We start from the raw sequence: 26,936 nt of genomic DNA, 5'->3' as shown, positions 1-26,936 counted from the left end.
GAGCAAAATTATGTATGTCAAAGAATGGCGACTTTATCGAGGATGGACTCAGCAGCAATTGGCTGAGCTGTCAGGCTTGAGTGTCCGCACCATCGCCCGAATAGAACAAGGACAATCGGCCAGTTTAGAGTCAATCAATGCTCTATTAGCGGTGTTTGAGTTATCTCGCGAGGAATTTGAGATCGCACCACCAACGTTTCGTAGTCCCGATATCGCGGAGCAAGATCGTCGTAAAATCACGCAAGCGAGTGAATTCATGCGCCGAGTCATCAACCGGAGTGTGTTGATTGTTTTGCTCTTTTTAGTCAATGCATTAACCAACGCTGTCAGCACAACGCACTATTGGTGGGCAGGCTATGCCACTGCCATTATCATGACCTTAATGCTGTGGCGAGCCATTCGGATCTTTGTCTTAAAAGAAACGACCTAGTTAACCAAATAACCCCACATAGTAACTCCCCAGCGCGCCGGCACTGATTAACAACAGCACAATTAAATTATAGATATGATGGTCACTGCGGCGCCGATGGCGCGGCAAGCGTAAGAGGAGATCTACTAATGTGACAATAATACACAACCACAATAGGCGTAAATACCAAGGCAAGTACGTTGCATCCCAATGCGCTCGAATATCAATCCCTTTGAATTCAAGATAACCATAGTCAATCTGCGGACGAGCATAATGAAAGATAATCAGCGCCCCTAAAAAAATGAACCAACAGATGATCGTCAGTAAGGATAGCCACCGCTGTAACTTGTCAGGCCCACGCCGACGCTCTTTATGTGATGGAGACATTGCCATTCCTTAGCCGTTAAAACATCATGATTCAAAATGTTCTTTGCTTCGACACTATAGGCATGCAATCGGGTGCAAATCAAGGCGTCATCCGCTTGCTAAACTTGTCAAAATTCTACCCGTGCTGATCTTCGATATTTGATATTGTTCGCTCCCATCCGATCTTGCTCACGAAATGAGTAATCAGTCACAAAGAGAGAAGCTTGTCTGACGCCCCTTTCGGGCAACATTTAGCTGGGTTTTTTGACCCATTATCATCGGCTATGTCCATAACAACACGGGCTCCACTTGCATAAAAGCCAGCCAACTTGCGGTAAAAATACGCCTAAAACGTCAACACATTTTATTTCTATTCATATCGCTATAGATCAGGCAATTAAGTTGCAATAGCTTTTAATAAACAAAAATGACACGATATTTAATCAAGCTTGCACATTAATCCATCAATAAACGACCATGTCGTCCAGCAACTGGCATTTTTTTCTTGAGTCTTCCCTTGTCAAGAGTAACATAACAGGCTCGAATTATTTTACCATTTCTAACGGAGTATTTTGCTGCTATGACGCACACTTCAGTGGCCGACCTCCTCACTGGCAAACGCCAAAGCGGTGAGCAGGTAACAGTCAAAGGTTGGATCCGTACGCGACGTGATTCCAAAGCGGGAATTTCATTTTTAGCTATTCACGATGGCTCATGCTTTCATCCAATTCAAGCGGTGGTGCCTAATTCGCTAGACAATTATCAAGATGAAGTCACCCGCCTGACAACAGGTTGCTCCGTGACTGTGAGTGGCACTTTAGTCGAATCATTGGGCGAAGGCCAAGCGTTTGAAATTCAAGCCGAGCAGGTTGATGTGTTAGGTTGGGTGGAAAACCCTGATAGCTATCCAATGGCAGCTAAGCGTCACAGCATTGAATATCTGCGTGAGTACTCCCATCTACGCGCTCGTACCAATGTGATCGGCGCGGTAACACGCATTCGTAACTGCTTATCGCAAGCCATGCATCGTTTCTTCCATGAGCAAGGTTACTACTGGATCAGCACGCCTATTATTACGGCCAATGACTGTGAAGGTGCGGGGGAAATGTTCCGGGTGAGCACCTTAGATTTAGCTAACTTGCCTCGCACTGAACAAGGCGATGTCGATTTCAGTGAAGATTTTTTCGGTAAAGAGGCCTTTTTAACTGTTTCCGGTCAGCTCAACGTTGAAACCTACGCCTGTGCATTGAGTAAAGTCTACACCTTTGGCCCAACCTTCCGTGCTGAAAAATCTAATACCAGTCGTCATTTGGCTGAGTTTTGGATGGTCGAACCCGAAATTGCATTCGCAGACCTTGATGAAACAGCTGCATTTGCAGAAAAAATGCTCAAGTATGTTTTCAATGCCGTGCTCAGCGAACGCCGTGATGACATGGAGTTTTTTGCTCAGCGGATCCAAAAAGATGCCATTACACGCTTAGAAAACTTCATTAACAAAGATTTTGCGCAAGTCGATTACACCGATGCGATTAATATTCTAATTCAATCTGGTCGTCAGTTTGAATACCCTGTTGAATGGGGAATTGACATGTCATCTGAACATGAACGCTATCTGGCCGAAGAGCATTTTAAATCGCCAGTGGTTGTGAAGAACTATCCGAAAGATATCAAAGCATTTTACATGCGAATGAATGATGATGGCAAAACTGTTGCGGCAATGGACGTTCTAGCCCCAGGTATTGGCGAGATTATCGGTGGAAGTCAACGTGAAGAGCGCTTGGATAGACTCGATGCGCGTCTTAGCGAGATGAATCTCAACCCTGAAGATTACAGCTGGTATCGCGATCTGCGCCGTTACGGGACAGTCCCTCACTCAGGCTTTGGCCTAGGCTTTGATCGACTCGTTACCTATGTCACCGGTATGCAAAATATTCGTGACGTGATCCCATTTCCACGGGCACCTCGTTTAGCCGATTATTAAGCTTCGATTTTATAAAAAGCCACTCCCTTCGGCGTGGTTTTTTTATAAACGGCTATACACCAGTGATTTAACATCTATGGGTGAGCCATGTTGGCGAAAATGATGCTCGACTTCACACGCCATAATCTCCAAAGGCGCATTATCAATACTATACTCTTGGATCTGCTGAATAAATTCGCCAAGAAACCAACTTCCCAACACATGCCACTGACAGGTATGAACCAGTTCATGCAAGTGCACCGCAACATCCTCAACATAATCATTATGAATAAAGTATTGCTTACCGTAGGTGACTGAACGTCGGGGGGAATTTAAGACAAATGAAGGCATATCAATTTGATGCTTCGCGAAAAAATGTTCGGGCGAAGGTAATTCGTCAACAACAATATAGCTGCATTGGGCCAGATATTCACGTGGAAAATACCCTTTCAATGCAGGATAAAAACACTCACACGAAAGAGCGCTAGCTCGATATTTCGTGGCTAGTAGCTGATCCACCCAAAATTGTAATTGCTCATGAATTAACACATCAATACACCATAAAACAGACAATGCTTAAATTATAATCAATAACTAATACGCCGCCATAATAGATATCTCTGTCACATTGCAGATCTTAGTTAGCCCTTCGAAATGACTCGCAAAATTCGTTGGAACGCATCATGACTGATAACTAGTATTGAAGAGCTTTCGCATTAGTGCAACTGAGTAATATTAATACAATATAATAAATCGTTATAACTAACTGGCAATATACAAGCTAAAAAGGCACGACCAGACCGATTGAGTACGCTATTTAATCAGCTCAAAGCCAGTGCCCAACAGTAGACTCACTGCATCCAGATTTACCAATGCAATTTGAGTTTGTCTTGAAGCTCCTGACGAAGTTTATCTTTTAGTTTGGATTTTTGTTTATCCAATTCTCTTTTAACTTTGGCTTTGAGTACATCATCCAATTGCACTTTATAGTGTAGTTCATCGGGCACTCGTCCAGTAACCTTCAGTGGTATCGTTACATCTTTAAGCTCTTTAATTGACTCGCCGCCCTGCCCCCGAAGGGATCCAACCACACTGACATTCAAATCATAATTTAACTGATGATTATCCAATTGATAGAGACCTTGACCATTGATACGAAGTAAAGGTGAACTCATATGAAGTTTTTGATTATTCAACTGCCATTTCGCTTTACTGAAGGTCATATCTAATGCAGTAAAGTCGGTTTTGCGCTGATCTGACTCTTGCGCCTTACCTTTAAAACGATTCACCGCATTACGCAACAATAACGCCACATTTACCCCATAATAAGACCCATTTGAAAAGTGTGCATCACCTGTAGCTTGGCTATCGCGCTGCAGACGCAAAGGTGATAGCCCATTTCCGGAAAATTTAACAGCGGCGTTCATCTGTCCAGCTAATCGATCAAAATTGACAAAATCGCGTAGTAGTGGGCGAGCCGACACCTTGCTTATCTGCAACTGGCCAGAATAGCGCGCCGGTTTTGATCGGCTATCGAGTTGCGCACTAAGCGTCGCTGAGCCGTCATAAAGTTGCACGCTAGCTGGATCAATTTGTACCACACCATTTTGTAAACTCGCCACCAGCTCCACAGGCCCTAACTGTGCTTTTTGATAAATAAGTTTTTTTATTGCTAAATTCAGCTTCACATTGAACGATTGCAATGCGCCTAAATCAGGTTCTTGAGCTGATAGTTGAGTTGACGCAGACTGAGGCGATTGATGCGTTGACTTAGCCGATACCGTCGCAGGCGTTGCCGAGCCCAAATAAGGGTTGAGATCAACTTCCTCAAAGGCCAGTTTGATATGAATATCCGGTTTGTGGGCTAAGTTAGCACTTAGCGCGCCAGTGCCATGAATTTTATCCAGATCGAGGGTCAACGAATTGGCTTGGATTGCTAAAGGGTTTAAGTCAATATCGAGATCGGTCGTTAATGCGCCAGTAATCTGGCCATTGGGTAACGATGCCCCTTTGGCCAAGACTTTCAGCGTCAATCCACTGAGTTTGATTTGGTGGAAGTCAGTTGCAACCCAAAGTGTCCCATGACCGTCTAGCTGCGCGTCCAGATTGTTCAATGCCAATTGCCCTTTGACCGATAACTGCGACTTTTTCCCCAAAGAAAACTGACTCAGTGATAACTCGTCTAAGCTTGCCTTTTGTTGTTGCCCGGTCACCTGATTGTCGACAACCACCTTAAGGTTTCGTAATAACACACCTTGAATCGATAATGCTGAATGTGTTGATGTGGTTTGTTTGGCATCGTCACTCGTGCTCGGTTTAACGCTCTTCACCCCATTACTTTTCGCTGGATGCAACAGATCAGTTAAATTATTCTGACCTTTCGCTCGCTGAATAATATGCAAGGTGACTTGATCCAGATTAATTTGCCCAATTTTGACATCACCATAAAGCAATGGAAGTAATTGCACCGACACGCCCAACTGACCTAATGTAGCCGTCGGTATATGTGGATACCCTTTAGGATTCATGATATTCACGTGATTGAGAGCTAACCCAAGGCTGGGATACAATTGCCAATGAATCGCGCCAGTAATATTCAATTCACGACCCGTTTTTTGCAATACATATTGTTCAATTTGCGGCTTAAATTGATTGGGATTAATGATCGCAAGGGCAATGCCTATCACAACCAGTAATCCAACAATAACGATCCCACTCCACTTTAACAGCTTTTTCATGAATCACTGACCTCTCATTGGCCATGTTGGGTTTTGCCCCAATCACGCTTTATTCTAGTGTTATTAGTTTATCTTCGATACAAATTGGTCAATCTGATAGGGGGATTTCTGAGGAGCCCCCGTTTGCGCCGTGCCCAGATATAAAAACCCAACAATTTGCTCACTGTCAGTTAATCCCAACATCTCATTGACTGTATTATCATAGCTCATTGGTCCAGTTCGCCAAATACCATTAAACCCTTGCGCTAATGCCGCCATTTGCATCGCATGCACCGCGCAACCGGCCGATAATAGCTGCTCCATTTCAGGCACCTTAGGATGAATGACGTATGATGCTATCACAATAATAATAAGAGGTGCTCGCTGTGGCATTGCTTTGGCTTTATCCACATCCCCTTGAGCATGTTGTGCCGCCGCCGCAAAAATATCCGCCAAACGATCCATCCCCGCACCGCTGACTTCAATAAATCGCCACGGTTTTAGGCCACCATGGTCAGGTGTTTTTAATCCAGCATGATAGATCGTCTCTAATGCCTCTCCCGTTGGTGCGGGAGCTGCCAGTTTGGCACATGAATGGCGATGAAGTAGTAATTCGATAGCTTCCATAACAATATCCTGATATTAAGTTACCCAGCTTCTATTGTGCTTGACTCTGCAATCAAAAAAAACCACACTTTTAATACGAATTGATACGCATACCGGCAGTTGGTTTATAAGTGTATACCCGTTGCACCAAAGGTAGAGCGATACTACCGATGAATTCTTCCTTATTGCCATACAGCGTGCACCATTGCCGTACTCACCCACTGAAAGTTCAACGGACAGCCAAGTTCCTAGTTACTCGCTCTTGTTACTATACACTATTGGATAAACGACCCCCGAACGTCCTCACTCTATTTACTTATATTGGAGATTTCAGACCATGAAATTATTGATCGGCTCAGATATTCATGGCGATCGACAAGCAGCCGAACGGCTTATCGACGCATTTATTCAAAGCCGAGCCCATTATCTAATCTGTTTAGGTGATCTGTTGTATCATGGCCCGCGAAATGCCATCCCAGAACACTATCATCCACAAGCGGTGGCTGAACTATTGAATGAATATCGTTTGAAGATCCTTGCAGTGCGAGGAAATTGCGACAGCGAAGTCGATCAAATGCTTTGCCAATTCCCAATATTAAGTGATTATCAACAACTGCTGACCGATAGTCGTCGAATATTTTTTACTCATGGGCATCTTTATCGCTCTGATAACTTACCGCCTTTAGCACTTGGCGATCTATTTGTCAGCGGCCATACTCATTTGCCTATTGCTGAGTACGGACAGGATGGGATCTATCGATTAAATCCAGGTTCTGTTGCCATCCCTCGCGGTGATTGGTCCGCTAGCTATGCCCTACTCGATGACGATCACATGCAAATTTGCGATCTCTGCACTCATCAGGTGTTATTAGAATGTGCACTCACATTTTGACATGCTGCAATTCAGTGATAAGAGCAAACAGAGCGAATGGTGGATGTTCTATCCAACTCAGATTAAATCACAATAGCTAACAGTACATTAAGCTGTGCTAGTCTATAGTACTTAACTTTTATAAAGAGATTTCCATGAAATTTTTATTCAAACTCATTGGTCGAATCTTACGAGGTTGTTGGCTCGTTATTAACTTTATTCGCCAGTTTATAATGAATATTCTGGTTTTTGGGCTCATTATCGGTCTAATTATCGGGTTTAGCCAACACTCGAATGACAACCACCCCGTACTAAGCGGGCGAAATGCGCTGACTTTAAACCTTGATGGCAAATTAGTGGAAAAAACCCGCTTAACCGGTGATTTAACTCGGTTTGTCCAACGATTCATTGGAACAGACTTGCCGGATGAAATTGCGATCCATCCACTGATTCATACCATTGAGCAAGCCAAAACAGATACTCGCATCAATGGCCTTGTTTTAAATCTTAACGATTTACAACCGTCTGGGCTGACCAAACTGGAAATGCTGGGCAAAGCGATTAATAATTTTAAAAAATCGGGGAAACCAGTCATTGCCATTGCTGACAATTACGATCAAGGACAATACTTTTTAGCCAGCTTTGCCAATCAAATCATTTTAAATCCAGCAGGATCTGTGATGATAAAAGGGTTAAGCGCCAATCAACTCTTTTATAAAGATGCGCTGGATAAACTCGGTGTCACGATGCATGTCTTTCGGGTTGGTATATACAAATCATTCGTTGAGCCCTATTTGCGCAACGGAATGTCCCAACCAGCGCGAGCTGACTTAACCCGCTGGATCAATCAATTGTGGCAAGATTACACCCAGCAAGTTGCCCACAATCGGGATATTTCAGCAGGTAATGTCGCACCATCAGGTAGCGAATTATTAGCTAAGCTTAAACAAGTCGATGGCAACGGCGCACAATATGCGCTCAAAAATAAATTAGTCGATCACCTGTTTACCCGTAGCCAAGTACATCAATATTTGGTGCATCTGTTTGGTATACAAGGGGATAACAGTTACAACCATATCGATTTAACCGATTATCAAGCCATCCAACCGCCTCTGTATCAGAGCTTAAAACAAAACGGTTCACAAATTGCTGTATTAACCGCCGAAGGAGCGATTGTCGACGGCTCGGGTAGTAATAGCATGATTGCCTCCGATGATATGCTCAATGCACTAAACAAAGTACAAAATGACCCCCATATCAAAGCCTTAGTACTGCGCGTTGATAGCCCCGGAGGCAGCGCCTTTGCCGCCGAGTTAATTCGTTCAAAATTGGCCTCTATTCAAAAAGCAGGGAAACCTGTGATTGTTTCTATGGGCTCGGTAGCCGCCTCGGGGGGGTATTGGATTTCATCAACTGCCAATCGAATCTTTGCTATGCCAACGACTATCACCGGTTCCATTGGAATTTTTGGCATATTTGCAACGGGAGAAGCGGGCTTAAGTAAACTGGGTATTCATAGTGATGGCGTTGCCACAACTGACTATGCAACCATATCGCCATTGGCACCCTTGCCTGATGATGTGGCTAAAATATTGCAACTTAATGTTGAAAATGGCTACCACCAATTTGTGTCATTGGTGCAAAAAGGCCGCCACTATCCAAACTTTGCAGCCGTTGATCAACTCGCTCAAGGACGTATTTGGACTGGCCGCGAAGCCAAGGCAAATGGCTTAGTTGACCAACTTGGTGGTCTACAAGATGCCATTGCCTATGCAGCCAAAACGGTGAAGCTGAGTCACTATAGTTTGGTCAATATCGTGCCAGACTCAAACTCACAGCATTGGATAGGACAACTACTTCACTCAGAGATAGGCCAATGGTTATCCTCACAGTTCCCATGGATGGGTCAGTTTATCTCCGTGAAACAACAGGCTCCATTAGCACTTCTTAGAGAAGATCCCCAACATCTATTTGGGTATTGTAATCTATGTCGTGCTATCGACTAGTCTTCTTGGATCCCCTGCTTATGTAGGGGGTCCAATTCTATCTGCTGACAAGTCACTATCCAATGTTCTCCTTTTTGACCTAGCCAGCTCGACTCATCGTGTATTGCGCCAATTGAGAAACAGACCTCGAATTATTTTATCTAGTGCATAGTTATTGGTTATAATGCCGTCCTAATTTCATAACTGGATCACGCATCGATGACACAAAAATCCATTTATATCGCCTACACTGGTGGCACAATCGGCATGCAACGTGGTCCCAACGGATATATTCCGGTCGCGGGGTTTATGAGTCAATTATTGGCACAATCACCTGAATTCCACCGCGCAGAGATGCCCCGATTCACCGTCAATGAATACACACCGCTCATTGATTCATCAGATATGACCCCCGCGCATTGGCAAGCCATTGCGGATGATATCAAAGCCAACTACCACAACTATGACGGTTTTGTCGTTTTGCACGGCACCGATACTATGGCGTATACCGCCTCAGCACTGTCGTTTATGCTCGAGGATTTAAGCAAACCGGTCATTATTACTGGTTCACAGATCCCTCTCTGTGAACTGCGATCTGACGGACAAACCAATCTGCTTAACTCGCTTTATATTGCGGCGAATTACCCGATCCACGAAGTCTGCTTATTTTTTAATAATATGCTCTATAGAGGAAACCGTTCCACCAAAGTTCATGCCGATGGTTTCGCGGCATTCAGCTCGCCTAACTTCGAGCCCTTACTTAAAGCGGGGATCCAGATTGAACTGATCCGTGGAGAAGTAACCCCAATTATCGAGCGTTCGCTCACGGTTAGTCCTATCACCCCACAACCAGTTGGTGTCGCCACCATTTATCCGGGTTTATCGACTGAGGTCATTGCCAACATTCTACGCCAACCTGTTAAAGCGTTAATTATTTTAAGCTATGGGGTCGGCAACGCACCACAAAACCCGCAATTTTTAAAACTACTCGAGCAGGCTTGCCTACGCGGCGTGATTGTCGTCAATCTGACGCAGTGCCTAAGTGGCACGGTTAATATGGGCGGTTATGCGACTGGAAATGCGCTGGCCAGAGCGGGCGTCATTGGCGGGAAAGACATGACAACTGAGGCCGCTTTAACCAAGCTACACTATTTACTCAGTCAAGACCTTTCAGTCGATGTGATCCGGCAAAAAATGCAAGCGAATATACGCGGTGAGCTAACAATTCATTAAACACCGGCAAATTTTGTGTAATTTGAGCTCGCTAGCTATTTGAAGGGTTATAGTAATAAACTTCCTTTAACATCGGTTGGATACTGCCAGCCACGGTAAAGGAAGGTTAATCTATTCTGCTTATGCAAGCTGCATCTGTTGGTTTTCTCGGCGCAGCTCATAATCATGGGCAAACGCTTCTATAGCGCTTGTATCATATGGCTTTAACCCACCCAAAATGGCTTTTTTGATACCTCGACCAATGACACAATCCCCATCGATGAAATCAAAATAAAGCTTCTCATCAGCGCGTTTTCCCTGCACATCTAAAGTGGTTTCACGCAGTGCAATACCAAGTGCTTCAGGGGCCAGTGTATTCAGTTCAAAACTCATACTATCGTACATCACTAAAGGTCGAGCTGGGTTAAACATGACCTGATGCTCAGCCATCAACGGCATCAACAACGAGGGGAAATTCTGTCCTGAAAAAGCACCATAATGACGAATAAGCGCTTCAATAACCGATTCGTCATGCGTTTTATCACCAGCAAAATCGACCTCAAGCAAACTCTTCCCTTGTTGATCAGTAATTTTAATTTCGTGACCATTCGGCTTTGAAAATTGCAGCCGGGTTTGTTCATTGACCATCCCTGTAAAACGAAATCGCATAGTTTGGCTCAGTCCATAATGCTGCAAAACCAATGCAAAAAGCAGATCGCCAGGGACACAAAAACGTTTGGCATCAGGATCATGAATAGGATTAAAATCCCGACAAATACTCTTGGCAAAATGGCTCGCTTGAGCGGGTGTAATCACCACGCCATCTGGCTGACTTTTATAAAAATGATCTAAAAACATGAAGGTTCACAAACTAATAATTAAATGCATATTACTCGCAAGAGTGAATACATTATGCTTCTGGTTTTAAACGAGCAATCATCGCACTATCATCACGATATTGCGCTTTCAGGTCGTTCTTGGATTTGATCTCTATTTCGCCACTTCGATTCACGCTCATGTGCTGCGCATCATCATTATGGCGAGATTGATAGATCAATGTCATCTGCAGGGCGTGCTGTCTTTGCTCGGTTGAGACAACGCGACCATCAGGCCATCGTCCTATTTCAACCGCCGTGGCTAAACGTTGATAAAGCTCTGGCGTCATCATTGCCAAAAGCTGTTCAATATCGTCTATGGGCCGATCCATCATTCACATTCCCCCTATAGATGAAAGTGCGACACTATACCTGATTTCACTCAATAATACGCTCAAAAATTATGCCATTAGCACTGTGTGGCTGCAATGGGTCTAAACATTGCCTCGCAAATATTGCCCTATGCCAGCTCACCTATTTCTCATTATCATTGTATTTCATTATACTCGTACCTATATTTACACTATGCTGACTCAGATATCAGTGAATTATCGCTACAGAATTGTACATTCATAGCGTTATGTCATCGGGCCCAGCCAGAGCAAGGCTTGCTCAAAATTGAAAAGCACTATGATAGCGTTTCAATCAATTTCGATAAAACAAGGACGGTCAGTGTTCAGGTTTCAATGGGTCATCGTTTTTACGCTTATTGCGCTCACTAGTGGCTGTGATCGCTCGTTTGTCAAATCTGCAAGCCAATTATGCCGCGATGATTCTACGATCTGTCAAGATATCCCTGATGAGGGATGGTGCACGGACACTCGCAATACATTGGTTCGCGCACGCTGGCATAACAAGCATCAGCACAGCGATAAACACCGCTACTTGTTACTAGACGCTCTGCAACATTATCAACAATGTATCGCTGTTGCCGCTCAAATTGAGCCGCTCAAGCATAAAGAGCGCAAAACCAAACGCACTGAAACCCTATTGATCATTACAGCTCAACTGAAAACGCTCGAGCAACAAATGACAACCCGCCATGATCTTTATTCTCTGTTTTATCGTTGGAGCCAGTTAGGCGACAGGCAAGCCAGACAGATGTTTTTAAATCGGGAAGATAACCCCGACATGCAAGATCCGACTCTAAAATGGGCACTGGCATCTCTTTATTCTCATAACCAACCGAAAAAAAGCCTAAATTTAATGCTCCAAGCGCTTAGCGGTTATACCAAAGAATGGCCGATCCCCGAGCACCTTATCGAAGAGATCACCACTGAATATATGCGGCTCAATCAATACGATAAAGCCTATATCTGGTCACTCGTGTTAGAAAAAACCAACAAGGTAAACGCCAATCTAGAACAGATTAAACGCTATCGCCGCTTCAACAAGGCAGAGATTAAAGCGTTCGAAGACCAAGCTCAACAGATTAGTGAAGCCATCCAAGAGCGGCGTTATCACGCTCCTGCACCGCTCGATTAACGCTCTTTATTGTCTTGATTCTGAAAAGACATTGCTGCTGAATTAACGCAATAACGAGTGCTGGTGTCAGTAGGCCCGTCATCAAATACATGCCCAAGATGAGCATCACAATGCTGACAACGCACTTCAATTCGCTCCATTCCATGACTGTGATCGTCAATATATCGAATAGCGTCTTTATGGATGGGGCGATCAAAACTTGGCCACCCACACCCTGAATCAAATTTCGCATCAGAATAAAACAGGGGACTCTGACAACATGCGCAATGATAATAACCACTTTGACGATTATGTAATAATGCACCACTAAAAGGGGCTTCTGTCTCGCCTAAGCGACACACTCGATAGGTTTGCGGGTCCAGTTCTGCTTGCCATTGTTTGTCAGTTTTTGAGTCACTCATAACCGCTTACACACTCCTCAATTTACCTAAGCGCCACATGGATTATTGTGATCGACTAATGCTTAATAAATCTAATCAGCTACCATTGTGCCGACTCTAAGTCGAAGATGCAATATTGTTAATTATTTGTAAACCACTATTAGACGGTGATGAGTCGCGCCGCACATTTTCAAGACAATTTATCACATCATTATAATGAACTGGCTTCGAACAGCTGTAATGAATGAGCGATAAGCAGTGTATTTCGACCTGATAACATCTTCTCGCCATCAGCGACTTCGTTAAACTGTGTATCAATCCACCGATACCAATGTTGAGAAGCGCCCAATTCTGGCAAGTGAAAATGTATCTGTTTAGGGCCGGCATTAATCACTAAGATAAGGTGTTCATTGCAATGACAGGTACAAACGTATTCCACCATGATCGCTTTGGATAAAATGTTATCCCATTCAGATTGTTGCATCCTTTGCCCATCAGGGCGCAACCACTGAACACGATGCTCACGAGCATTGATCTGCCGACCACCAGGAAAGCTATCATCACCTAGACGCAAATGTTTAAATACCTCAAAACGCTGCCGTAAACTAATAATCGATTGGGTAAACCGAACCAGTGCCGCCTCTGTATCACGTAATTGCCAATCAACCCAACTGATCGCATTATCCTGACAATACGCATTATTATTACCTTGTTGGGTACGCGAAAATTCATCGCCAGCTAAAAAGTGAGGGATACCTTGGGCTAAAAAAAGTGACGCGATCAGATTACGTTTTTGCTGATTACGCAACGCAATAATAGCCGGGTCATCAGTTAACCCTTCGCAACCATAGTTGGCCGATATGTTATGTCCATGGCCATCTCGATTGTTTTCCTTATTTGCATCATTGTGTCGCTGTTGGTAGCTGACTAAATCATGGAGGGTAAAACCATCGTGATAACAGATAAAATTAATGCTGGTATGGATACTGCGAAAATCAGCTGGGAACAGGTCCCGTGACCCCATCATCCGAGTCGCAAATTCACCAAGCTGTCCATCATCACCTCGCCAAAATCCCCTAACATTATCGCGAAAGTGATCATTGCACTCATGCCAATCATAAGGAAAACTCCCAACTTGATAGCCATTGGGACCAATGTCCCATGGCTCAGCAATGAGCTTCACTCGACTTAACACCGGGTCTTGCTGAAGCACCTTAAAAAACGCATTGAATTGATTAAACCCATTCGCCTCTCGCCCCACAGTTACCGCTAAATCAAATCGAAAACCATCCACTTGCATTTGTACCGCCCAATAACGCAGGCAATCAGTCACCATTTTCAGCGTCAACGAGTTAGCTACATTTACCGTATTGCCACAGCCACTATAGTTTGCATAGTTCTCAAACTCAGGCTGCAAGCCATTCGCCTCAAATAGGTAGTAACAATAGTTTGCCAGTCCCCTTAAGCTGATGACCGGGCCACCTTTTCCCCCTTCAGCAGTATGATTAAACACCACATCAAGGATCACCTCCAAGCCATGTCGATGTAGCTCGCGGACCATCGTCTTAAATTCGCTAACCGCATCCGACACACTATAACGTGGCTCTGGTGCAAAAAAAGCAATGGGGTTGTAGCCCCAATAATTAGTCAACCCCAAGCCATTCAGACGTGACTCACTCATAAACGCAGCAATAGGCATCAATTGTAAACTAGTCACACCTAATGATTTGAGATATTCAATTACAGGCGGTTGAACCAACCCCAAATAAGTGCCTCGAAAAGGCGCCGGCACTTCTGGATGAAGTTTGGTAAATCCTTTTACATGGAGCTCATAAATGATGGTTTCCCCCTGTGGGATACCAGGTTTGGTGACGTGTTGCCAGTCAAACGCCTCATCATCAATCACAACCGATTTGGCAATCATCGTCCCATCCTCTTGGGCATAAAGCTGGTCATTCCACAGCTGTAATCGGCTGAGAGCTTTTGTGTATGGATCAATCAGCAGTTTATCTGGCATAACAATTTGCCCCCATTGGGGCTGAAATTTACCATTAGCGCGATAACCGTAGAACTGCCCTGCACTTACGCCTTGTACATAACCATAATGGAAGGCTCCATACTTACTTGGCAGTACAAACCGAGCAATCTCTTGTTCTTCATCGTCAAACAAACATAATTCTACCGTTTGCGCAGAACCTGCAAATACAACAAAATTACAGCCGTGCTCATCAACACTCGCTCCCATGGGAAATCGTTTTCCATAGTAAAGAGCAAATAGCCCTAACTGTTGAAGGGGCGATTTTGATAATGCACTACACATAGTTTAACTATCCTTAGTCGCTACAAGGTATATGGCCGCCAGCGGCGGGAGTGGTATGACAATAGAATAGCCACGTCCTTGCCAAGGCAAAGGTTGTGCAATGATGCAAGCGACTTCAACCATACCACTTCCCCAATAACTCTCATCATCGCTATTGAAAATAACCTGGTAATGTCCAGCTTGAGGAACCCCCAGTCGATACGACTGGACGGGAGTTGGGGTGAAATTACAAACAACGATGACCATATCATCACTTGATAGGGCATGACGCTCGAACGCTAAAATACTGCGTTGCCAATCATTATAATCAATCCACTTAAACCCCTCATGTTGATGATCCCCTTCATAGAGCGCTGGATGCTGTCGGTAAACATGATTAAGCGCTTTGGTCAGAGCTTGCTGGGCATAATGTCGAGGATACTCAAGTACTGTCCATTCAACACTGCCATCATGGTTCCATTCACTGACTTGTGCTATTTCGTTGCCCATAAAGCTCAGTTTTTTCCCTGGATGAGCAAACATGAAGGCTGTATAAACGCGCAAGTTTGCTGCTTGCTGCCATTCGTCACCGGGCATCTTCCCTAACAATGCCCCTTTACCATGCACCACCTCATCATGAGACAGCGGCAAAATAAAATTTTCGTCGTAGTTATAGACCATCGCAAAGGTGATCTCATTATGATGATATTTACGAAACAACGGATCTTGCTGCATATATTGCAATGAGTCGTGCATCCACCCCATGTTCCACTTAAAGCCAAATCCCAATCCACCTAGATAAGTTGGCCGTGATACACCAGAAAATGCGGTAGACTCTTCGGCGACCGTCAGCGCCCTAGGAAACTCACGATAAACCTCTTCATTGAACCATTTGAGCAAACTAATTGCTTCATAGTTTTGATTGCCACCATCAACATTAGGGATCCATTCCCCTTCTTCACGCGAATAATCCCAATAGAGCATGGAAGCAACGGCGTCCACACGCAGCCCATCGACATGGTAGTAATCAAACCAAATCAGTGCGCTGGCAATTAAGAAGCGACGCACCGTGTCACGACCAAAATCATAGATATAACTGTTCCAATCTTTATGCCAACCTCGACGTGGATCAGAATATTCGTATAGTGTGGTCCCATCAAAACGGGCTAATCCGTGAGCATCCGCAGGAAAGTGGGCAGGAACCCAATCAATGATGACTCCAATTCCAGCTTGGTGACAACAATCTATGAAATATTTAAAGTCATCTGGGTTACCATAACGGCTTGTAGGTGAGAATAATCCAACTGGCTGATATCCCCAAGAACCATCAAAGGGGTGTTCACTAATCGGCATCAACTCAATATGGGTGTATCCCATCTCTTTGACATACTCAACCAACTCGGTGGCCAGCTCTCGATAGCTCAGTGAAGCCCAACCAAAGCTATTGTGCTTACGCTTCCACGAACCAATATGCACTTCATAGATACTCATCGGTTGATGAATCGGTGGGTCAACCTCGCGTTCTTGCCATCGCTGATCAGTCCACTCATAATCACTATGATCCCAAATCACCGAGGCCAATGACGGATACTGTTCAGCATAAAAACCTATCGGATCAGCTTTATGCGGAAGCTGGGCACCTTGTTTGTCTTTCAATTCGTATTTATAACGTTGCCCAGCTTTAAGTTCAGGCATAAATAATACCCAGTGGCCATCTAAACAGCGCTCCATTGGATGACGTCGGCCATCCCAATGGTTAAAATCACCGATCACACTAACGCTGCTAGCATTAGGCGCATACACTACAAAACGAACACCATTAACGGTATGATTACCGGCTGGCATTGTCATCAGTTGTGCACCCAATACCCGATACCAACTGCGCAAAGACTGCTCGAGTTGTTCCAAACCTTGATAACTACATTGTTTGAATGCGTACGGGTCCCAGCACTCAACCTGCGGCGCATAAGGGGAATCAATTCGCAGCCGATAAGCGCCGGCGAAAACATCGGCATTACCCAGCTCAAACAGACCACGATGATCAATACAGGTCATCTGCTGCTCTATCGCACCATCAGTTGAACACACCGTAATTTGACTCGCTTTAGGATACCAAGCTCGAATCAAGGCTTCTTGCCCAACACAGCCAGTCAGCCATCCTAATTCGGTAAAAGGATGGGAAAGATTCACTTCTTCTAATTGTGACACCAAAGGGTGCGTTGTTAATAGCTGCTGTGTCTTCATCAAATTTTCAATCCTTTATAAAATGAGTTCACCATGCCAATACCTGACTGTTGATCAACAAGGTTATGGCGTTGCCCCTATACGCGCTTCACTCAATTGACGCATTAATTCTTGAATATGAGGCTGCTCAAACATATCTTCTAAAGTCATACTCAACTTACGTCGCCAATTAGGATACTCGTCACTGGTTCCTGGTACATTAACCGGCTGGCTCATCTCAAGCCAATCCTCAAGCTGCAAAGACAGCAAAGCGGAGCACCCATTCGCCATATGCAGTTGCATCGCATAGTTCAAGGTTCTATCCATTGGCACCCACGCAGCATCATGACCTATCCAGTCAGGAATAGCATGATGGCCATGAAGACTATTTAAAATTTGCTGTTTACAAAACAGCCGGTTATCAAATAACTGCTGTAAGCGAGTCGCATCGGGATATAAGCCAAGCTGTTCACCTAATATCAAGTCATCGCAATGCCAAAAGCCTTTGAGTGTCGCCATATCATGAGTGGTTAATGCGGCCATCGCTTGCTCAGGATAATGATGAGGTGAGATAAACCCGCCATCGGGCGCCTGCGAGAAGAAAAATACTCGATAGGAGTGGATCCCGTTACGCTGTAATTGTTCATATATCTGCAGAGGAACCGTGCCCAAATCCTCTCCAACGACCAAGCACTGCTGCCGATGGCTCTCCAGCACTAACACCGCCAATAGATCATCTAACGGATATTGGACATACGCCCCATCTTGCGCACTATGACCGATGGGCACCCACCAAAGACGCAATAAGCCCATCACATGATCAATACGCAATGCGCCGCATGATGCCATATTGCGTTGGAAGACCTCTTTCAGAGGACGATAATATTGCATCTTCAGCTGTAACGGATCAGGCGGTGGTAGTCCCCAATCTTGCCCTAATGGCCCAAGCACATCGGGGGGAGCCCCAATATGGCTATTTAAATTATAAATTTGTCGATTACGCCATGCTTCTTGTGAACCAGAGCTGACTCCAACCGCCACATCACAATACAATCCCAGAGCCATCTTGGCAGCCAACGCTTGTTGACCAACCTCAGCAAGTTGTTCTGCGGCTATCCACTGCAACCACGCAAAGAACTCGACTTCATCATCATGCTGACGCGCCCAGGTCTGTGTTCCTTCACTATGATAACTTTGTAGTTCTATAGGCCAGCTATTCCAATGTGGATCAACCCCGTGACTTTGTTTAAGTGATATTTGCAACGCGTCAAAGGTTGCTTGAGCGTGTAATAGCTCACCTTCTTGCTGAGTAAAGGTTAAAAACTGCTGGCACCGTGAATGAGTCAAAGGCAACTGCTTAAATTGGCGAAATACCAATTGCAACATTGAAAGCTTTAAACCCATCACAGCACTATAATCAACCCAATCATCGCGACGTAGCATATCAAGTCGCTGTTGAAAGGCATCGTCGGCTACTTGCTCGGCGGCAAGGCTTTGCTTAAACTCGTTAATCGCTTCAACGTCAATGTAAATAATGTTGAGCCAACGCCTAGATGACGGGCTGTAGGGGCTTGCGTGCTCAGGCCAAGCAGGATAAAGCGCATGCAGCGGATTCAGCCCAACAAAACCTCCCCCACCGTGGGCAATTTGGCGAACCAACTCAGCGAGATCAGTAAAATCACCCACCCCCCAATTTCGTTGACTACGCAATGCATATAATTGAACAGTCACCCCCCAAACCCGCAATCCATTGGCAATATTAGGTGGCTTATAAGCCTGCAGTGGTGCAACAATGTAACAACAATGAGCAAGCACTTCTTCTTGATCAACAGCCTGTATACTCAACTGGTGATAACCACAGGGTAGCTCAATAGGCAATGTAATTGCATAGACCCCCATTAACTGACCATCAATGCGTTCTGTCTGCTCACAGGAAAATGTACTCACATCAATAGCGCCGTGCAGTTGCCCACCCTGCTCGGTGTCTATGTGCCAATCAAGCCAGTTCTGCGCGTCGCTCTTGACGATTCGTAAGCAAAAATGTACCGGTTCGCTGACGCGTGACGAATAAACTGGCTCTAACATGTTATTCCAGCGCGCTGCGATTAACGTCTCAACTTGCTGGTGTAACTGCGCTTCATCATCAACGGCATATCCCATAGCGGCCAATAATGCAGATAGGTTTTCCTCGCGGATATCGGCATGTTGTCCCCAAGCATCGATGAAATATTGTGTAATACCGTGTAGCGCAAATAATTTTTCTTTATCGAGATTGCTCATAGCGCAACTGTTGACCATGTCAAAAAACAAAATAACAAATTTAGTTTAAGACACTTGATTGGATTTTACTCAAAAATTTAATAAAAATCAGACAACAACGCATTTGCTCTCAATTACATAGATCCTGCAGATAATTCTGAAAATGTGGTAACATTATTAGGTGAATCTGGATGAATAATGGTTATTCGACCATCAAATGTAATTTTTTTTCATCATTCAGTTTGATTTTGCGCAAAAAGATGAAAGTCTGCCCTTGACCTTACAGATGAATGTTGTAAGTTTACAGACAGATTTTTTGGTTAACACTTTAGAGATAAAGACTGGGTAGAAACTATGACTATTAAAGTAGGTATTAACGGCTTTGGCCGTATCGGCCGTTTCGTATTCCGTGCCGCTCAAGAACGTGACGATATCGAAATCGTAGGTATTAACGATTTGTTAGACGTTGAATACATGGCTTACATGCTGAAATTCGATTCAACTCACGGCCGTTTCAAAGGCGACGTGAAAGTTGAAGGCGGTAACTTGATCGTGAACGGTAAAACTGTTCGCGTCACAGCAGAGCGTGATCCAGCGAACCTGAAATGGGACGAAATCGGTACTGATGTTGTTGCTGAAGCAACAGGTTTGTTCCTGACTGACGAAACTGCGCGTAAACACATCACAGCTGGCGCTAAAAAAGTTGTTCTGACTGGTCCATCTAAAGATGCTACCCCAATGTTCGTTATGGGCGTAAACCAAGAAAAATATGCAGGCCAAGATATCGTTTCTAACGCATCTTGCACAACTAACTGCTTGGCACCTATTGCGAAAGTTCTGAACGACAATTTCGGCATCAAAGATGGTCTGATGACTACCGTTCATGCAACAACTGCAACGCAGAAAACTGTTGATGGCCCTTCACATAAAGATTGGCGTGGTGGCCGCGGCGCGGCTCAAAACATCATCCCTTCATCAACTGGTGCTGCAAAAGCTGTTGGTAAAGTATTACCTGAATTAAATGGTAAACTGACAGGTATGTCTATGCGCGTACCAACTCCAGACGTTTCAGTTGTTGACTTAACTGTTAACTTAGAAAAACCAGCAAGCTATGACAAAATCTGTGCTGCAATGAAAGCCGCTTCTGAAGGCGAGCTCAAAGGTGTTCTGGGTTACACTGAAGATGCAGTTGTTTCAACTGACTTCCTGGGTGAAGTTTGCACTTCAGTATTCGATGCCAAAGCAGGTCTCGCATTAACTGATACTTTCGTTAAAGTTATCGCTTGGTATGATAACGAAATCGGTTATTCAAACAAAGTTCTAGACCTTATCGCTCATATCTCTAAATAAGCGCTACTGTCAAGAGTATTACAGGGTAGCCTTCGGCTGCCCTTTTTTATATCCGTGTTATTTGTAGTTGCAGCGTTGTTGACCATATCAGGTTCACTGTCACTAAGTACAGTGACACGATGTTATTGAATCCCCTGTGCTGGTTGTCTGGCTACAACACCAATGAGCCAATGAATTTAGTTATCACAGGAGCCAAATAAATGGAACAACTCGAACACTTAGGTTTATCGATCCAAAAACAGATCGATAACGCCGTATTTACTGCAACAAATGATGATGGCATGTTGTTTTATTGGATTGATCATCCACAAGGCAAAGCTTTGATCAGCGCCTATGGCGCCCATATTGTGAGTTATCATCCGTATAACCAAGATGAACAACTCTGGCTTAGCCAAACCAGTGCACTTGATGGCAGTGCGCCAATTCGTGGTGGTGTCCCTATTTGCTGGCCTTGGTTTGGCAATACACGTCAACCTAATCACGGTTATGCCCGTACTCAAATCTGGCAGTTAGGCTCTATTGAGACAAATGATCAACATAGCGTACTCACCTTGCAATTAACTGAGCAGGACATCGCGACAAGTGAGTTTAAATTCTTGCTTGAATGCCAGTTCACTGTCGGTCAAACGTTGAGCATCAAGCTGACAACCACCAATCGGGATAACCATCCGATTGAGATTGCTGGCGCTCTACACAGTTACTTTGCAACTGACCGAGACAGCGTTCAAGTATCAGGAATGGGCCAGACCTTCCTTGATAAAACCCAAAACTTTGCCGAGCAAACACAAACCAAATTTTCACTTGATGAAGAAACAGACCGTCTCTATACCCATCCCGAACATGCGCTGTTACTCACCCATGGGGACGGCCGTAAACTCAAACTATCTCATCAGGGTGAAGACGTTGTCGTGATTTGGAATCCAGGCGATACAAAAGCAGCAACTATTGCTGATATTCATCCAGATGGCGCCAAAGAGTACTTGTGTGTAGAGGCAGTGCGGACCCAAACACCGGTGACGCTGATGCCAGCACAAAGTTTCACTTTAATGCAGCAATTAACGCCAACAGCATAACGCCCACCCAACATCGCTGCCTTATATAGCCACTAACGCCGCCGCGATGTTGAACTTGCCCGAGACTGTCTCATTAAAAAATGACAATGAGGTGCTCTCTGCTGTTAAATTAGATCCAGACAACATTTCCCTTTGCCGTATGCCTGTGCATAATAATGACTTGGGCCTATTGCCGATCACCGAGGAGTAAGTATTGAAAAGTGTTGCTGTATTTTGTGGGTCCAATTTAGGGTCATCGCCAGTATTTAACGAAGCAGCCATCAAATTGGGCCATTACTTTGCCAATCATCACATTCGGCTCATTTATGGCGGTGGAAATGTCGGATTGATGGGTACTATAGCCGACGCAGCGCTCGCCAAAGGCGGCGAAGTCTATGGTGTGATCCCCGAAAAACTCAAAGACAAAGAACTCGCCCATCCCGGCCTAACCGAACTAACTGTGGTGGCTGATATGCATGAGCGAAAAGCCAAAATGGCCGAATTGGCCGATGGTTTTATCGCTATGCCAGGCGGCTCAGGCACGTTAGAGGAGATTGCTGAAGTGTGGACATGGGCTCAATTAGGTTATCATCATAAGCCGTGTGGTTTTTATAATATCAACGGTTTTTATGACCCATTGCTGCTCATGGTTGATCGCATGGTCAAACAAGGTTTTTTACGCCAAGCTTATCGCGATATGTTGCAAGTTGCGGATTCCCCTCACCCACTGCTCCACGCAATGCGTGACTATCAGCCACCAGCTGATAAGTGGGATTAAGTGAGTTGCTCCCTGCTTAACAGTTAGGGAGCACAATCTTTTATTGACCTATTTTCGCGACCATCTCAGGTCTCATAAAACGCTCAACAACTAGCATAAACGCAACTGATGGAATCAATAAGATCAACGCACTGATCGAAGCGACTTGATAATTTCCCTCCATGCTAGCGTTATAAAGCAACAACGGTAAGGTGGTCACATCAGGTGCCCCTACAAAAAAGCTCCCAGTAAATTCATCCAACGACTCCAGAAAGACAAAAATAGCACTGGCGATAATCCCCCCCATCGCTTGCGGTAAGCTCACCGTGAAAAAGGCTTTCAGTGGCGAGGCGCCAAGATTCAATGCAGCGCGCTCTTGCAATGCATCAATGTTGCTAAAGGCAGCCACAATAATCCATACCGAAAAAACCAAGCCATGCACAGCATGAACAATAATCACGCCCAGATAAGTACCATTCAGCCCGAGCCTATAAAAAATACGCGCAATATTGATATAGATAGGAAGTTCAGGAAACGCCTGCGGTAATAAAAACAGTAACATAATTACCGCCCGTGCGGGCAGATTGCGCCGCGCCAACGCATAACCAACGGGGATAGCAACGAGTGTTGCCATCAACACCGCACTACACGCCACAATGAGGCTAGAAAACAGTGCGCCAAACGCGCCATTGACAGGATCAAACACGTAGCGCCAATATTTAAAACCCCAACTGACCGGCAATGCATGGGGAAAATACCACCGTTCGGTCACCGTCCAGATCAACAAATTGGTCACAGGTCCAAACATCACTAGCGCCATTAAGACGACAAATAATGCCTGTCCCCACCAACTGGCTCGTAACCATTGGGCAGTGTGCTGTATCGATTTTTGCGATGCAGTCCTCATCACGATTTCAGCCATAGGTCCTCTATTGTTTCATTGAATGGTGAAGATAAAACCAAGCCACCGCTGCAGTCACTAAATAACTCAACACTCCCAACGCATTAGCGGTGCCATAATCGCCATAAGAATTGATCCGAAACGCCATATCTGTGGTTAACATATTGGGGGTTCCAGTACCAATCATCAGCGGCACAGAGAGCACCGACATCATCGTCACACAGCATAAAACCAGCGCCACGCCGAGGTTTGGCAACACCTGGGGCAATAAGATCGTCCAAAAAATCTGCCAGCGACTGGCCGCTAAGTTTTGTGCCGCTTTGATCTGTTGACTATCAACTGCCGCCATGGCTCCAGCTACTAGCAAAGTGCTAAATGCCAGCTGTTTCCAAACAAAAGTGACAATAATGCCGCGCCAGTCCAAAAATGAGACAGTTTCAAAGGGCGTTAACAGATGCAGTGACACCAAGGTGTTATTCATCAAGCCATTTTTGGCTAAAAAAGTTCGCATCATTTGAGCGGCGACGATAAATGGAATAAATAGCGGCCAGCGATATAAAAAAGCCAAGCCCTGATTTAAACGCCGAAACGGTGAGAGTGTCAGTACCCCCGATATAGCGAGCGTCAACAGCGCAATCAACACGGTTGAAACAGCCACAACCACTAAACTATAGGCAAAATCCCGATCATAAAGTTGCCAGGCGTTATATATATGCACCAATGACCATTGCCCAGTCGAATCGGTGATCGCCGATTGGAGTGAGACGAGTAGCGGGTAGAGAAAAAATCCCCCAACCATAGCGCTCGCTGGCGCAACCATCAGTAAGCTATAGAGACGATTTTGCTTCATAGAAAATAGCGGGAGCACTCACGCTCCCATCCTCTGATTGCATCGAATTTAATTGTTGACCTGCCGCTCATAGCCTTCTTTGATATCATCCATATAGGCGCCCAGTGGAAAACTTTTGCCATTGGCAGCTAATTCACTGGGAGTGATCTCTTTAAATAACTTATTCCAAACCGCAGGAGCTAACTGCGGTTTGACATATTTAGCATCGATGCCCGGATACCAGTTAAAGCGCTTCACAATGCCATTGGCTTGAACTTCCGGACTGGTGGCTAGATTGATAAATTCTTCGGCCAATTTTTTATGGCGCGCTTTAGTTGGTACCACATAGTACATCGGCTGACCGGGCATCCCAGGGGCAATTAGATCGAGTTTTAACGACGGGGGCAACTTACCGGCATCTTTCCAGCTATAAAACATATCAACCCACACCGGCCCCATAAAGATCTCACCGCGATTGAGCATATCTAACGTACCGGCATTACCGGGTGTAAATGTGACATACTGATTAAATGCTTTAAGTTTGGCATACGCTGCTTTCCAGCTTTTTTTAAGATTTGGATCGTAGGGTTTGGTGGAAAGTTTTTTCGCGCTTGAACCGTAATTATAGATCCAGCCCGTGACAAAACTCACGCCCGACATACCTTGTTTAATGCCGTTATAACCAAAGGCTTTGGGATGCACTTTCACCCACTTGACTAACTCAGCATAACTTTGGGGTGGATGCTTGACGATATCAGCGTTATACGCGATAGCCGTCTGACTTTGAAACATCGGCATTACATATCCATCAACATTGACTCCAAGCGCATTTTTAGCACTCTCATTTGAGACCAATTTTCCATTAGGAATGTCATTGCGATAACGGCTCAAGAGCCCTTTTTCCACCATCTCACCGCCCATTTTTTGATGCACCACCGCGACATCAATATCCCAGTGAGCCACGCCACTTTGCTGCTGCGCGGCAAGTTTTTCATAGATCTTTTGTGAACCTGCATCACCGGGCCCCGTTCCCATCACATGAATTTTCACGCCCGGATGGGTAGCCTCAAATTTAGGGGCTAAATAAGTTTTGACGTAATCCACCATATTTTGGCTACCGGCACTGGCGACATTCAGCGTTGTCTGTGCACTGACACTTGCTGAACTTGTCAGAACAAGCGCGGCGGCAATGACGTTTATCTTAATCACATGCATAGCTATCTTCCTTGTTTGATCAATGAACAGATGACGATGCAAATAGATGCAACGCCGTAGAGGGAACAAATAGTTGAACACACTGGCCCTCTGGCAGTGCGAATGAATGGTCGACATAGCAATGACCCTGTTGGGTCGAAATACCATGCCGATAGCTTTCGCCTTGAAACACACACTGATTAACCTCGCCGATCAGCACCATTCCAACACTCGGGGGAACTTGATTGACAGTTAGTAATTGTGCTGACCCCGCGCGAAAATAAACGGCATAACGACCACTTGGCAACACCGTCGCCGAGTGCTCTTGTAATACCTTTATAAGAGTCTCGGCATTGAGTTCAAGATGATTGTCCGCCCCCATAAAGTCGGCAACAAATGCACTACAGGGATGATGGTAAAGCTGTTCAGGGGTGGAAACTTGCTCAATTTTGCCTTGATTCATCACCGCAATGCGATCAGCCATCACAAGCGCTTCCTCTCGATCATGGGTAACGATCACCGAGGTAAACCCCAGTTGACGCTGTAACTGCTTGATTTCGTGACGCACACTCAATCGTACTTTGGCATCTAAGTTCGACAGCGGTTCATCAAGCAGTAACACCGAGGGCTCAACCGCTAGTGCGCGAGCTAAAGCGACACGCTGGCGCTGGCCACCGGAGAGCGATGTCACCGCCATTTTAGCCATATCTTGTGTTAAATTAACCAAGGCGAGCATCTCACTAACGCGCTTTTGAATGGCATTGCTTGACCAGCCACGTACTTTTAAGCCATAAGCAATATTTTGAAAAACATTCAGATGCGGCCACAGCGCATAACTTTGAAACACTTGCACCATCTGTCGATACTGAGCACCCGCTGCGGTGACATCTTCATCATCGAGCCAGATCCGCCCTTGGTCGGCATCCACAAAGCCACACAAGGTGTTGAGCAAGGTGCTCTTGCCACATCCTGAGGGACCAAGCAATGCCAGCATTTCACCACGGCTAATACTCAGCGATAGATCCTGTAAAATCTGTTTCTCAGCGTAACTGACGCTTAAATGCTCAATGCGAAGTGATCTAGACATAGAAAACCTTGAACTGATAAAGGATTGGACACGTGTACAATCGCGCGACAATCCACGGCTATGAGTAGTTATTATTTCGACCAATTTTGACAACTTCATGAAACCCGCATAGTTTTGGA

At 45.0% G+C, this 26,936-nt stretch carries 23 protein-coding genes; 9 read left to right on the top strand and 14 right to left on the bottom strand.

Going from position 1 to position 26,936, the window contains the following annotated elements:
* Nucleotides 1-10 precede the first annotated feature (10 nt).
* Nucleotides 11-430 (top strand): helix-turn-helix domain-containing protein, encoded by a 420-nt coding sequence (locus ABUE30_RS00570; protein WP_408621694.1) that lies wholly within the window; start codon nucleotides 11-13, stop codon nucleotides 428-430.
* Here ABUE30_RS00570 and ABUE30_RS00565 read toward each other — a convergent pair whose 3' ends face one another.
* On the bottom strand, nucleotides 431-796 hold the full coding sequence (locus tag ABUE30_RS00565) for a hypothetical protein (RefSeq protein WP_408621693.1): 366 nt from the start codon (nucleotides 794-796) through the stop codon (nucleotides 431-433).
* Between the two features lie 559 nt (nucleotides 797-1,355).
* Between ABUE30_RS00565 and asnS the strand changes: the two genes are divergently transcribed.
* Nucleotides 1,356-2,756, top strand: coding sequence for an asparagine--tRNA ligase (gene asnS / locus ABUE30_RS00560; RefSeq protein ID WP_408621692.1), 1,401 nt, complete (start codon nucleotides 1,356-1,358; stop codon nucleotides 2,754-2,756).
* A 42-nt stretch (nucleotides 2,757-2,798) separates the two neighbouring features.
* Here asnS and ABUE30_RS00555 read toward each other — a convergent pair whose 3' ends face one another.
* The 3 genes from ABUE30_RS00555 to ABUE30_RS00545 all read right to left on the bottom strand — a co-directional run bounded on the left by ABUE30_RS00555 (nucleotide 2,799) and on the right by ABUE30_RS00545 (nucleotide 6,079).
* On the bottom strand, nucleotides 2,799-3,284 hold the full coding sequence (locus tag ABUE30_RS00555) for a hypothetical protein (protein ID WP_408621691.1): 486 nt from the start codon (nucleotides 3,282-3,284) through the stop codon (nucleotides 2,799-2,801).
* 317 nt (nucleotides 3,285-3,601) lie between these two features.
* Complete coding sequence (locus ABUE30_RS00550; RefSeq protein ID WP_408621690.1) at nucleotides 3,602-5,473, bottom strand: AsmA family protein; 1,872 nt, start codon at nucleotides 5,471-5,473, stop codon at nucleotides 3,602-3,604.
* Nucleotides 5,474-5,536: 63 nt separating this feature from the next.
* Nucleotides 5,537-6,079 (bottom strand): NAD(P)H nitroreductase, encoded by a 543-nt coding sequence (locus ABUE30_RS00545; protein WP_408621689.1) that lies wholly within the window; start codon nucleotides 6,077-6,079, stop codon nucleotides 5,537-5,539.
* Between the two features lie 316 nt (nucleotides 6,080-6,395).
* Between ABUE30_RS00545 and yfcE the strand changes: the two genes are divergently transcribed.
* The 3 genes from yfcE (at nucleotide 6,396) to ansA (ending at nucleotide 10,147) form a co-directional block, all read left to right on the top strand.
* Nucleotides 6,396-6,950: a phosphodiesterase gene (gene yfcE, locus ABUE30_RS00540; protein ID WP_408621688.1), complete on the top strand. Its 555-nt coding sequence runs from the start codon at nucleotides 6,396-6,398 to the stop codon at nucleotides 6,948-6,950.
* Between the two features lie 134 nt (nucleotides 6,951-7,084).
* A complete protein-coding gene (gene sppA, locus ABUE30_RS00535; RefSeq protein WP_408621687.1) occupies nucleotides 7,085-8,935 on the top strand; it encodes a signal peptide peptidase SppA in 1,851 nt (616 codons plus the stop codon).
* A 198-nt stretch (nucleotides 8,936-9,133) separates the two neighbouring features.
* Nucleotides 9,134-10,147 (top strand): asparaginase, encoded by a 1,014-nt coding sequence (ansA, locus tag ABUE30_RS00530; protein ID WP_408621686.1) that lies wholly within the window; start codon nucleotides 9,134-9,136, stop codon nucleotides 10,145-10,147.
* A gap of 120 nt (nucleotides 10,148-10,267) precedes the next feature.
* On the opposite strand, the gene ABUE30_RS00525 is transcribed toward ansA, so the two are convergent.
* Both ABUE30_RS00525 and ABUE30_RS00520 read right to left on the bottom strand, forming a co-directional pair.
* Nucleotides 10,268-10,984 carry a DUF3581 family protein gene (locus tag ABUE30_RS00525; RefSeq protein ID WP_408621685.1) on the bottom strand — a complete coding sequence of 239 codons (717 nt, stop codon included), beginning with the start codon at nucleotides 10,982-10,984 and terminating at the stop codon, nucleotides 10,268-10,270.
* 52 nt (nucleotides 10,985-11,036) lie between these two features.
* The gene (locus ABUE30_RS00520; RefSeq protein ID WP_408621684.1) at nucleotides 11,037-11,333 is read right to left on the bottom strand and encodes a YeaC family protein; all 297 of its coding nucleotides are present in this window, start codon (nucleotides 11,331-11,333) and stop codon (nucleotides 11,037-11,039) included.
* Nucleotides 11,334-11,673: 340 nt separating this feature from the next.
* On the opposite strand from ABUE30_RS00520, the gene ABUE30_RS00515 reads away from it, so the two are divergent.
* The gene (locus tag ABUE30_RS00515) at nucleotides 11,674-12,486 is read left to right on the top strand and encodes a DUF2989 domain-containing protein (RefSeq protein ID WP_408621683.1); all 813 of its coding nucleotides are present in this window, start codon (nucleotides 11,674-11,676) and stop codon (nucleotides 12,484-12,486) included.
* On the opposite strand, the gene msrB is transcribed toward ABUE30_RS00515, so the two are convergent.
* The 4 genes from msrB to malQ form a co-directional block, all read right to left on the bottom strand.
* Nucleotides 12,483-12,887, bottom strand: a complete 405-nt coding sequence (gene msrB, locus ABUE30_RS00510) for a peptide-methionine (R)-S-oxide reductase MsrB (RefSeq protein WP_408621682.1) — start codon at nucleotides 12,885-12,887, stop codon at nucleotides 12,483-12,485. The genes ABUE30_RS00515 and msrB overlap by 4 nt on opposite strands.
* Nucleotides 12,888-13,077: 190 nt before the next feature.
* Nucleotides 13,078-15,186 carry a glycogen debranching protein GlgX gene (gene glgX / locus ABUE30_RS00505; protein ID WP_408621681.1) on the bottom strand — a complete coding sequence of 703 codons (2,109 nt, stop codon included), beginning with the start codon at nucleotides 15,184-15,186 and terminating at the stop codon, nucleotides 13,078-13,080.
* A 3-nt stretch (nucleotides 15,187-15,189) separates the two neighbouring features.
* On the bottom strand, nucleotides 15,190-17,409 hold the full coding sequence (gene glgB / locus ABUE30_RS00500; protein WP_408621680.1) for a 1,4-alpha-glucan branching protein GlgB: 2,220 nt from the start codon (nucleotides 17,407-17,409) through the stop codon (nucleotides 15,190-15,192).
* 63 nt (nucleotides 17,410-17,472) lie between these two features.
* Nucleotides 17,473-19,668, bottom strand: a complete 2,196-nt coding sequence (malQ, locus tag ABUE30_RS00495) for a 4-alpha-glucanotransferase (RefSeq protein WP_408621679.1) — start codon at nucleotides 19,666-19,668, stop codon at nucleotides 17,473-17,475.
* A 333-nt stretch (nucleotides 19,669-20,001) separates the two neighbouring features.
* Between malQ and gapA the strand changes: the two genes are divergently transcribed.
* The 3 genes from gapA (at nucleotide 20,002) to ABUE30_RS00480 (ending at nucleotide 22,827) form a co-directional block, all read left to right on the top strand.
* Entirely contained in the window at nucleotides 20,002-20,997 is a 996-nt protein-coding gene (gene gapA / locus ABUE30_RS00490; protein ID WP_408621678.1) for a glyceraldehyde-3-phosphate dehydrogenase, read from the top strand.
* Between the two features lie 200 nt (nucleotides 20,998-21,197).
* The gene (locus tag ABUE30_RS00485; RefSeq protein ID WP_408621677.1) at nucleotides 21,198-22,070 is read left to right on the top strand and encodes a D-hexose-6-phosphate mutarotase; all 873 of its coding nucleotides are present in this window, start codon (nucleotides 21,198-21,200) and stop codon (nucleotides 22,068-22,070) included.
* Nucleotides 22,071-22,263: 193 nt separating this feature from the next.
* Nucleotides 22,264-22,827 (top strand): LOG family protein, encoded by a 564-nt coding sequence (locus ABUE30_RS00480; protein WP_408621676.1) that lies wholly within the window; start codon nucleotides 22,264-22,266, stop codon nucleotides 22,825-22,827.
* 40 nt (nucleotides 22,828-22,867) lie between these two features.
* On the opposite strand, the gene ABUE30_RS00475 is transcribed toward ABUE30_RS00480, so the two are convergent.
* Genes ABUE30_RS00475 through ABUE30_RS00460 form a run of 4 tightly spaced genes read right to left on the bottom strand, consistent with a single transcriptional unit; the run spans nucleotide 22,868 to nucleotide 26,817 of the window.
* Nucleotides 22,868-23,728, bottom strand: a complete 861-nt coding sequence (locus ABUE30_RS00475; protein ID WP_408621675.1) for an ABC transporter permease — start codon at nucleotides 23,726-23,728, stop codon at nucleotides 22,868-22,870.
* Nucleotides 23,729-23,735: 7 nt separating this feature from the next.
* Nucleotides 23,736-24,557, bottom strand: a complete 822-nt coding sequence (locus ABUE30_RS00470; RefSeq protein WP_408621674.1) for an ABC transporter permease — start codon at nucleotides 24,555-24,557, stop codon at nucleotides 23,736-23,738.
* A 48-nt stretch (nucleotides 24,558-24,605) separates the two neighbouring features.
* Nucleotides 24,606-25,751, bottom strand: coding sequence for an ABC transporter substrate-binding protein (locus tag ABUE30_RS00465; RefSeq protein ID WP_408621673.1), 1,146 nt, complete (start codon nucleotides 25,749-25,751; stop codon nucleotides 24,606-24,608).
* Nucleotides 25,752-25,770: 19 nt separating this feature from the next.
* Nucleotides 25,771-26,817, bottom strand: coding sequence for an ABC transporter ATP-binding protein (locus ABUE30_RS00460; RefSeq protein WP_408621672.1), 1,047 nt, complete (start codon nucleotides 26,815-26,817; stop codon nucleotides 25,771-25,773).
* Nucleotides 26,818-26,936: the final 119 nt, after the last annotated feature.

This window comes from Celerinatantimonas yamalensis (assembly GCF_046054155.1).
GTDB lineage: Bacteria > Pseudomonadota > Gammaproteobacteria > Enterobacterales > Celerinatantimonadaceae > Celerinatantimonas > Celerinatantimonas yamalensis.
This window is presented reverse-complemented; position numbering and strand designations above follow the sequence as displayed.

Excerpts from the sequence above, each read along its gene's own strand:
- ABUE30_RS00570 (WP_408621694.1), top strand. The coding sequence starts at position 11 with ATGTATGTCAAAGAATGGCGACTTTATCGAGGATGGACTCAGCAGCAA.
- ABUE30_RS00565 (WP_408621693.1), bottom strand. The coding sequence starts at position 796 with ATGTCTCCATCACATAAAGAGCGTCGGCGTGGGCCTGACAAGTTACAG.
- asnS (WP_408621692.1), top strand. The coding sequence starts at position 1,356 with ATGACGCACACTTCAGTGGCCGACCTCCTCACTGGCAAACGCCAAAGC.
- ABUE30_RS00550 (WP_408621690.1), bottom strand. The coding sequence starts at position 5,473 with ATGAAAAAGCTGTTAAAGTGGAGTGGGATCGTTATTGTTGGATTACTG.
- ABUE30_RS00545 (WP_408621689.1), bottom strand. The coding sequence starts at position 6,079 with ATGGAAGCTATCGAATTACTACTTCATCGCCATTCATGTGCCAAACTG.
- yfcE (WP_408621688.1), top strand. The coding sequence starts at position 6,396 with ATGAAATTATTGATCGGCTCAGATATTCATGGCGATCGACAAGCAGCC.
- sppA (WP_408621687.1), top strand. The coding sequence starts at position 7,085 with ATGAAATTTTTATTCAAACTCATTGGTCGAATCTTACGAGGTTGTTGG.
- ansA (WP_408621686.1), top strand. The coding sequence starts at position 9,134 with ATGACACAAAAATCCATTTATATCGCCTACACTGGTGGCACAATCGGC.
- ABUE30_RS00525 (WP_408621685.1), bottom strand. The coding sequence starts at position 10,984 with ATGTTTTTAGATCATTTTTATAAAAGTCAGCCAGATGGCGTGGTGATT.
- ABUE30_RS00520 (WP_408621684.1), bottom strand. The coding sequence starts at position 11,333 with ATGGATCGGCCCATAGACGATATTGAACAGCTTTTGGCAATGATGACG.
- msrB (WP_408621682.1), bottom strand. The coding sequence starts at position 12,887 with ATGAGTGACTCAAAAACTGACAAACAATGGCAAGCAGAACTGGACCCG.
- glgX (WP_408621681.1), bottom strand. The coding sequence starts at position 15,186 with ATGTGTAGTGCATTATCAAAATCGCCCCTTCAACAGTTAGGGCTATTT.
- glgB (WP_408621680.1), bottom strand. The coding sequence starts at position 17,409 with ATGAAGACACAGCAGCTATTAACAACGCACCCTTTGGTGTCACAATTA.
- malQ (WP_408621679.1), bottom strand. The coding sequence starts at position 19,668 with ATGAGCAATCTCGATAAAGAAAAATTATTTGCGCTACACGGTATTACA.
- gapA (WP_408621678.1), top strand. The coding sequence starts at position 20,002 with ATGACTATTAAAGTAGGTATTAACGGCTTTGGCCGTATCGGCCGTTTC.
- ABUE30_RS00485 (WP_408621677.1), top strand. The coding sequence starts at position 21,198 with ATGGAACAACTCGAACACTTAGGTTTATCGATCCAAAAACAGATCGAT.
- ABUE30_RS00475 (WP_408621675.1), bottom strand. The coding sequence starts at position 23,728 with ATGGCTGAAATCGTGATGAGGACTGCATCGCAAAAATCGATACAGCAC.
- ABUE30_RS00470 (WP_408621674.1), bottom strand. The coding sequence starts at position 24,557 with ATGAAGCAAAATCGTCTCTATAGCTTACTGATGGTTGCGCCAGCGAGC.
- ABUE30_RS00465 (WP_408621673.1), bottom strand. The coding sequence starts at position 25,751 with ATGCATGTGATTAAGATAAACGTCATTGCCGCCGCGCTTGTTCTGACA.
- ABUE30_RS00460 (WP_408621672.1), bottom strand. The coding sequence starts at position 26,817 with ATGTCTAGATCACTTCGCATTGAGCATTTAAGCGTCAGTTACGCTGAG.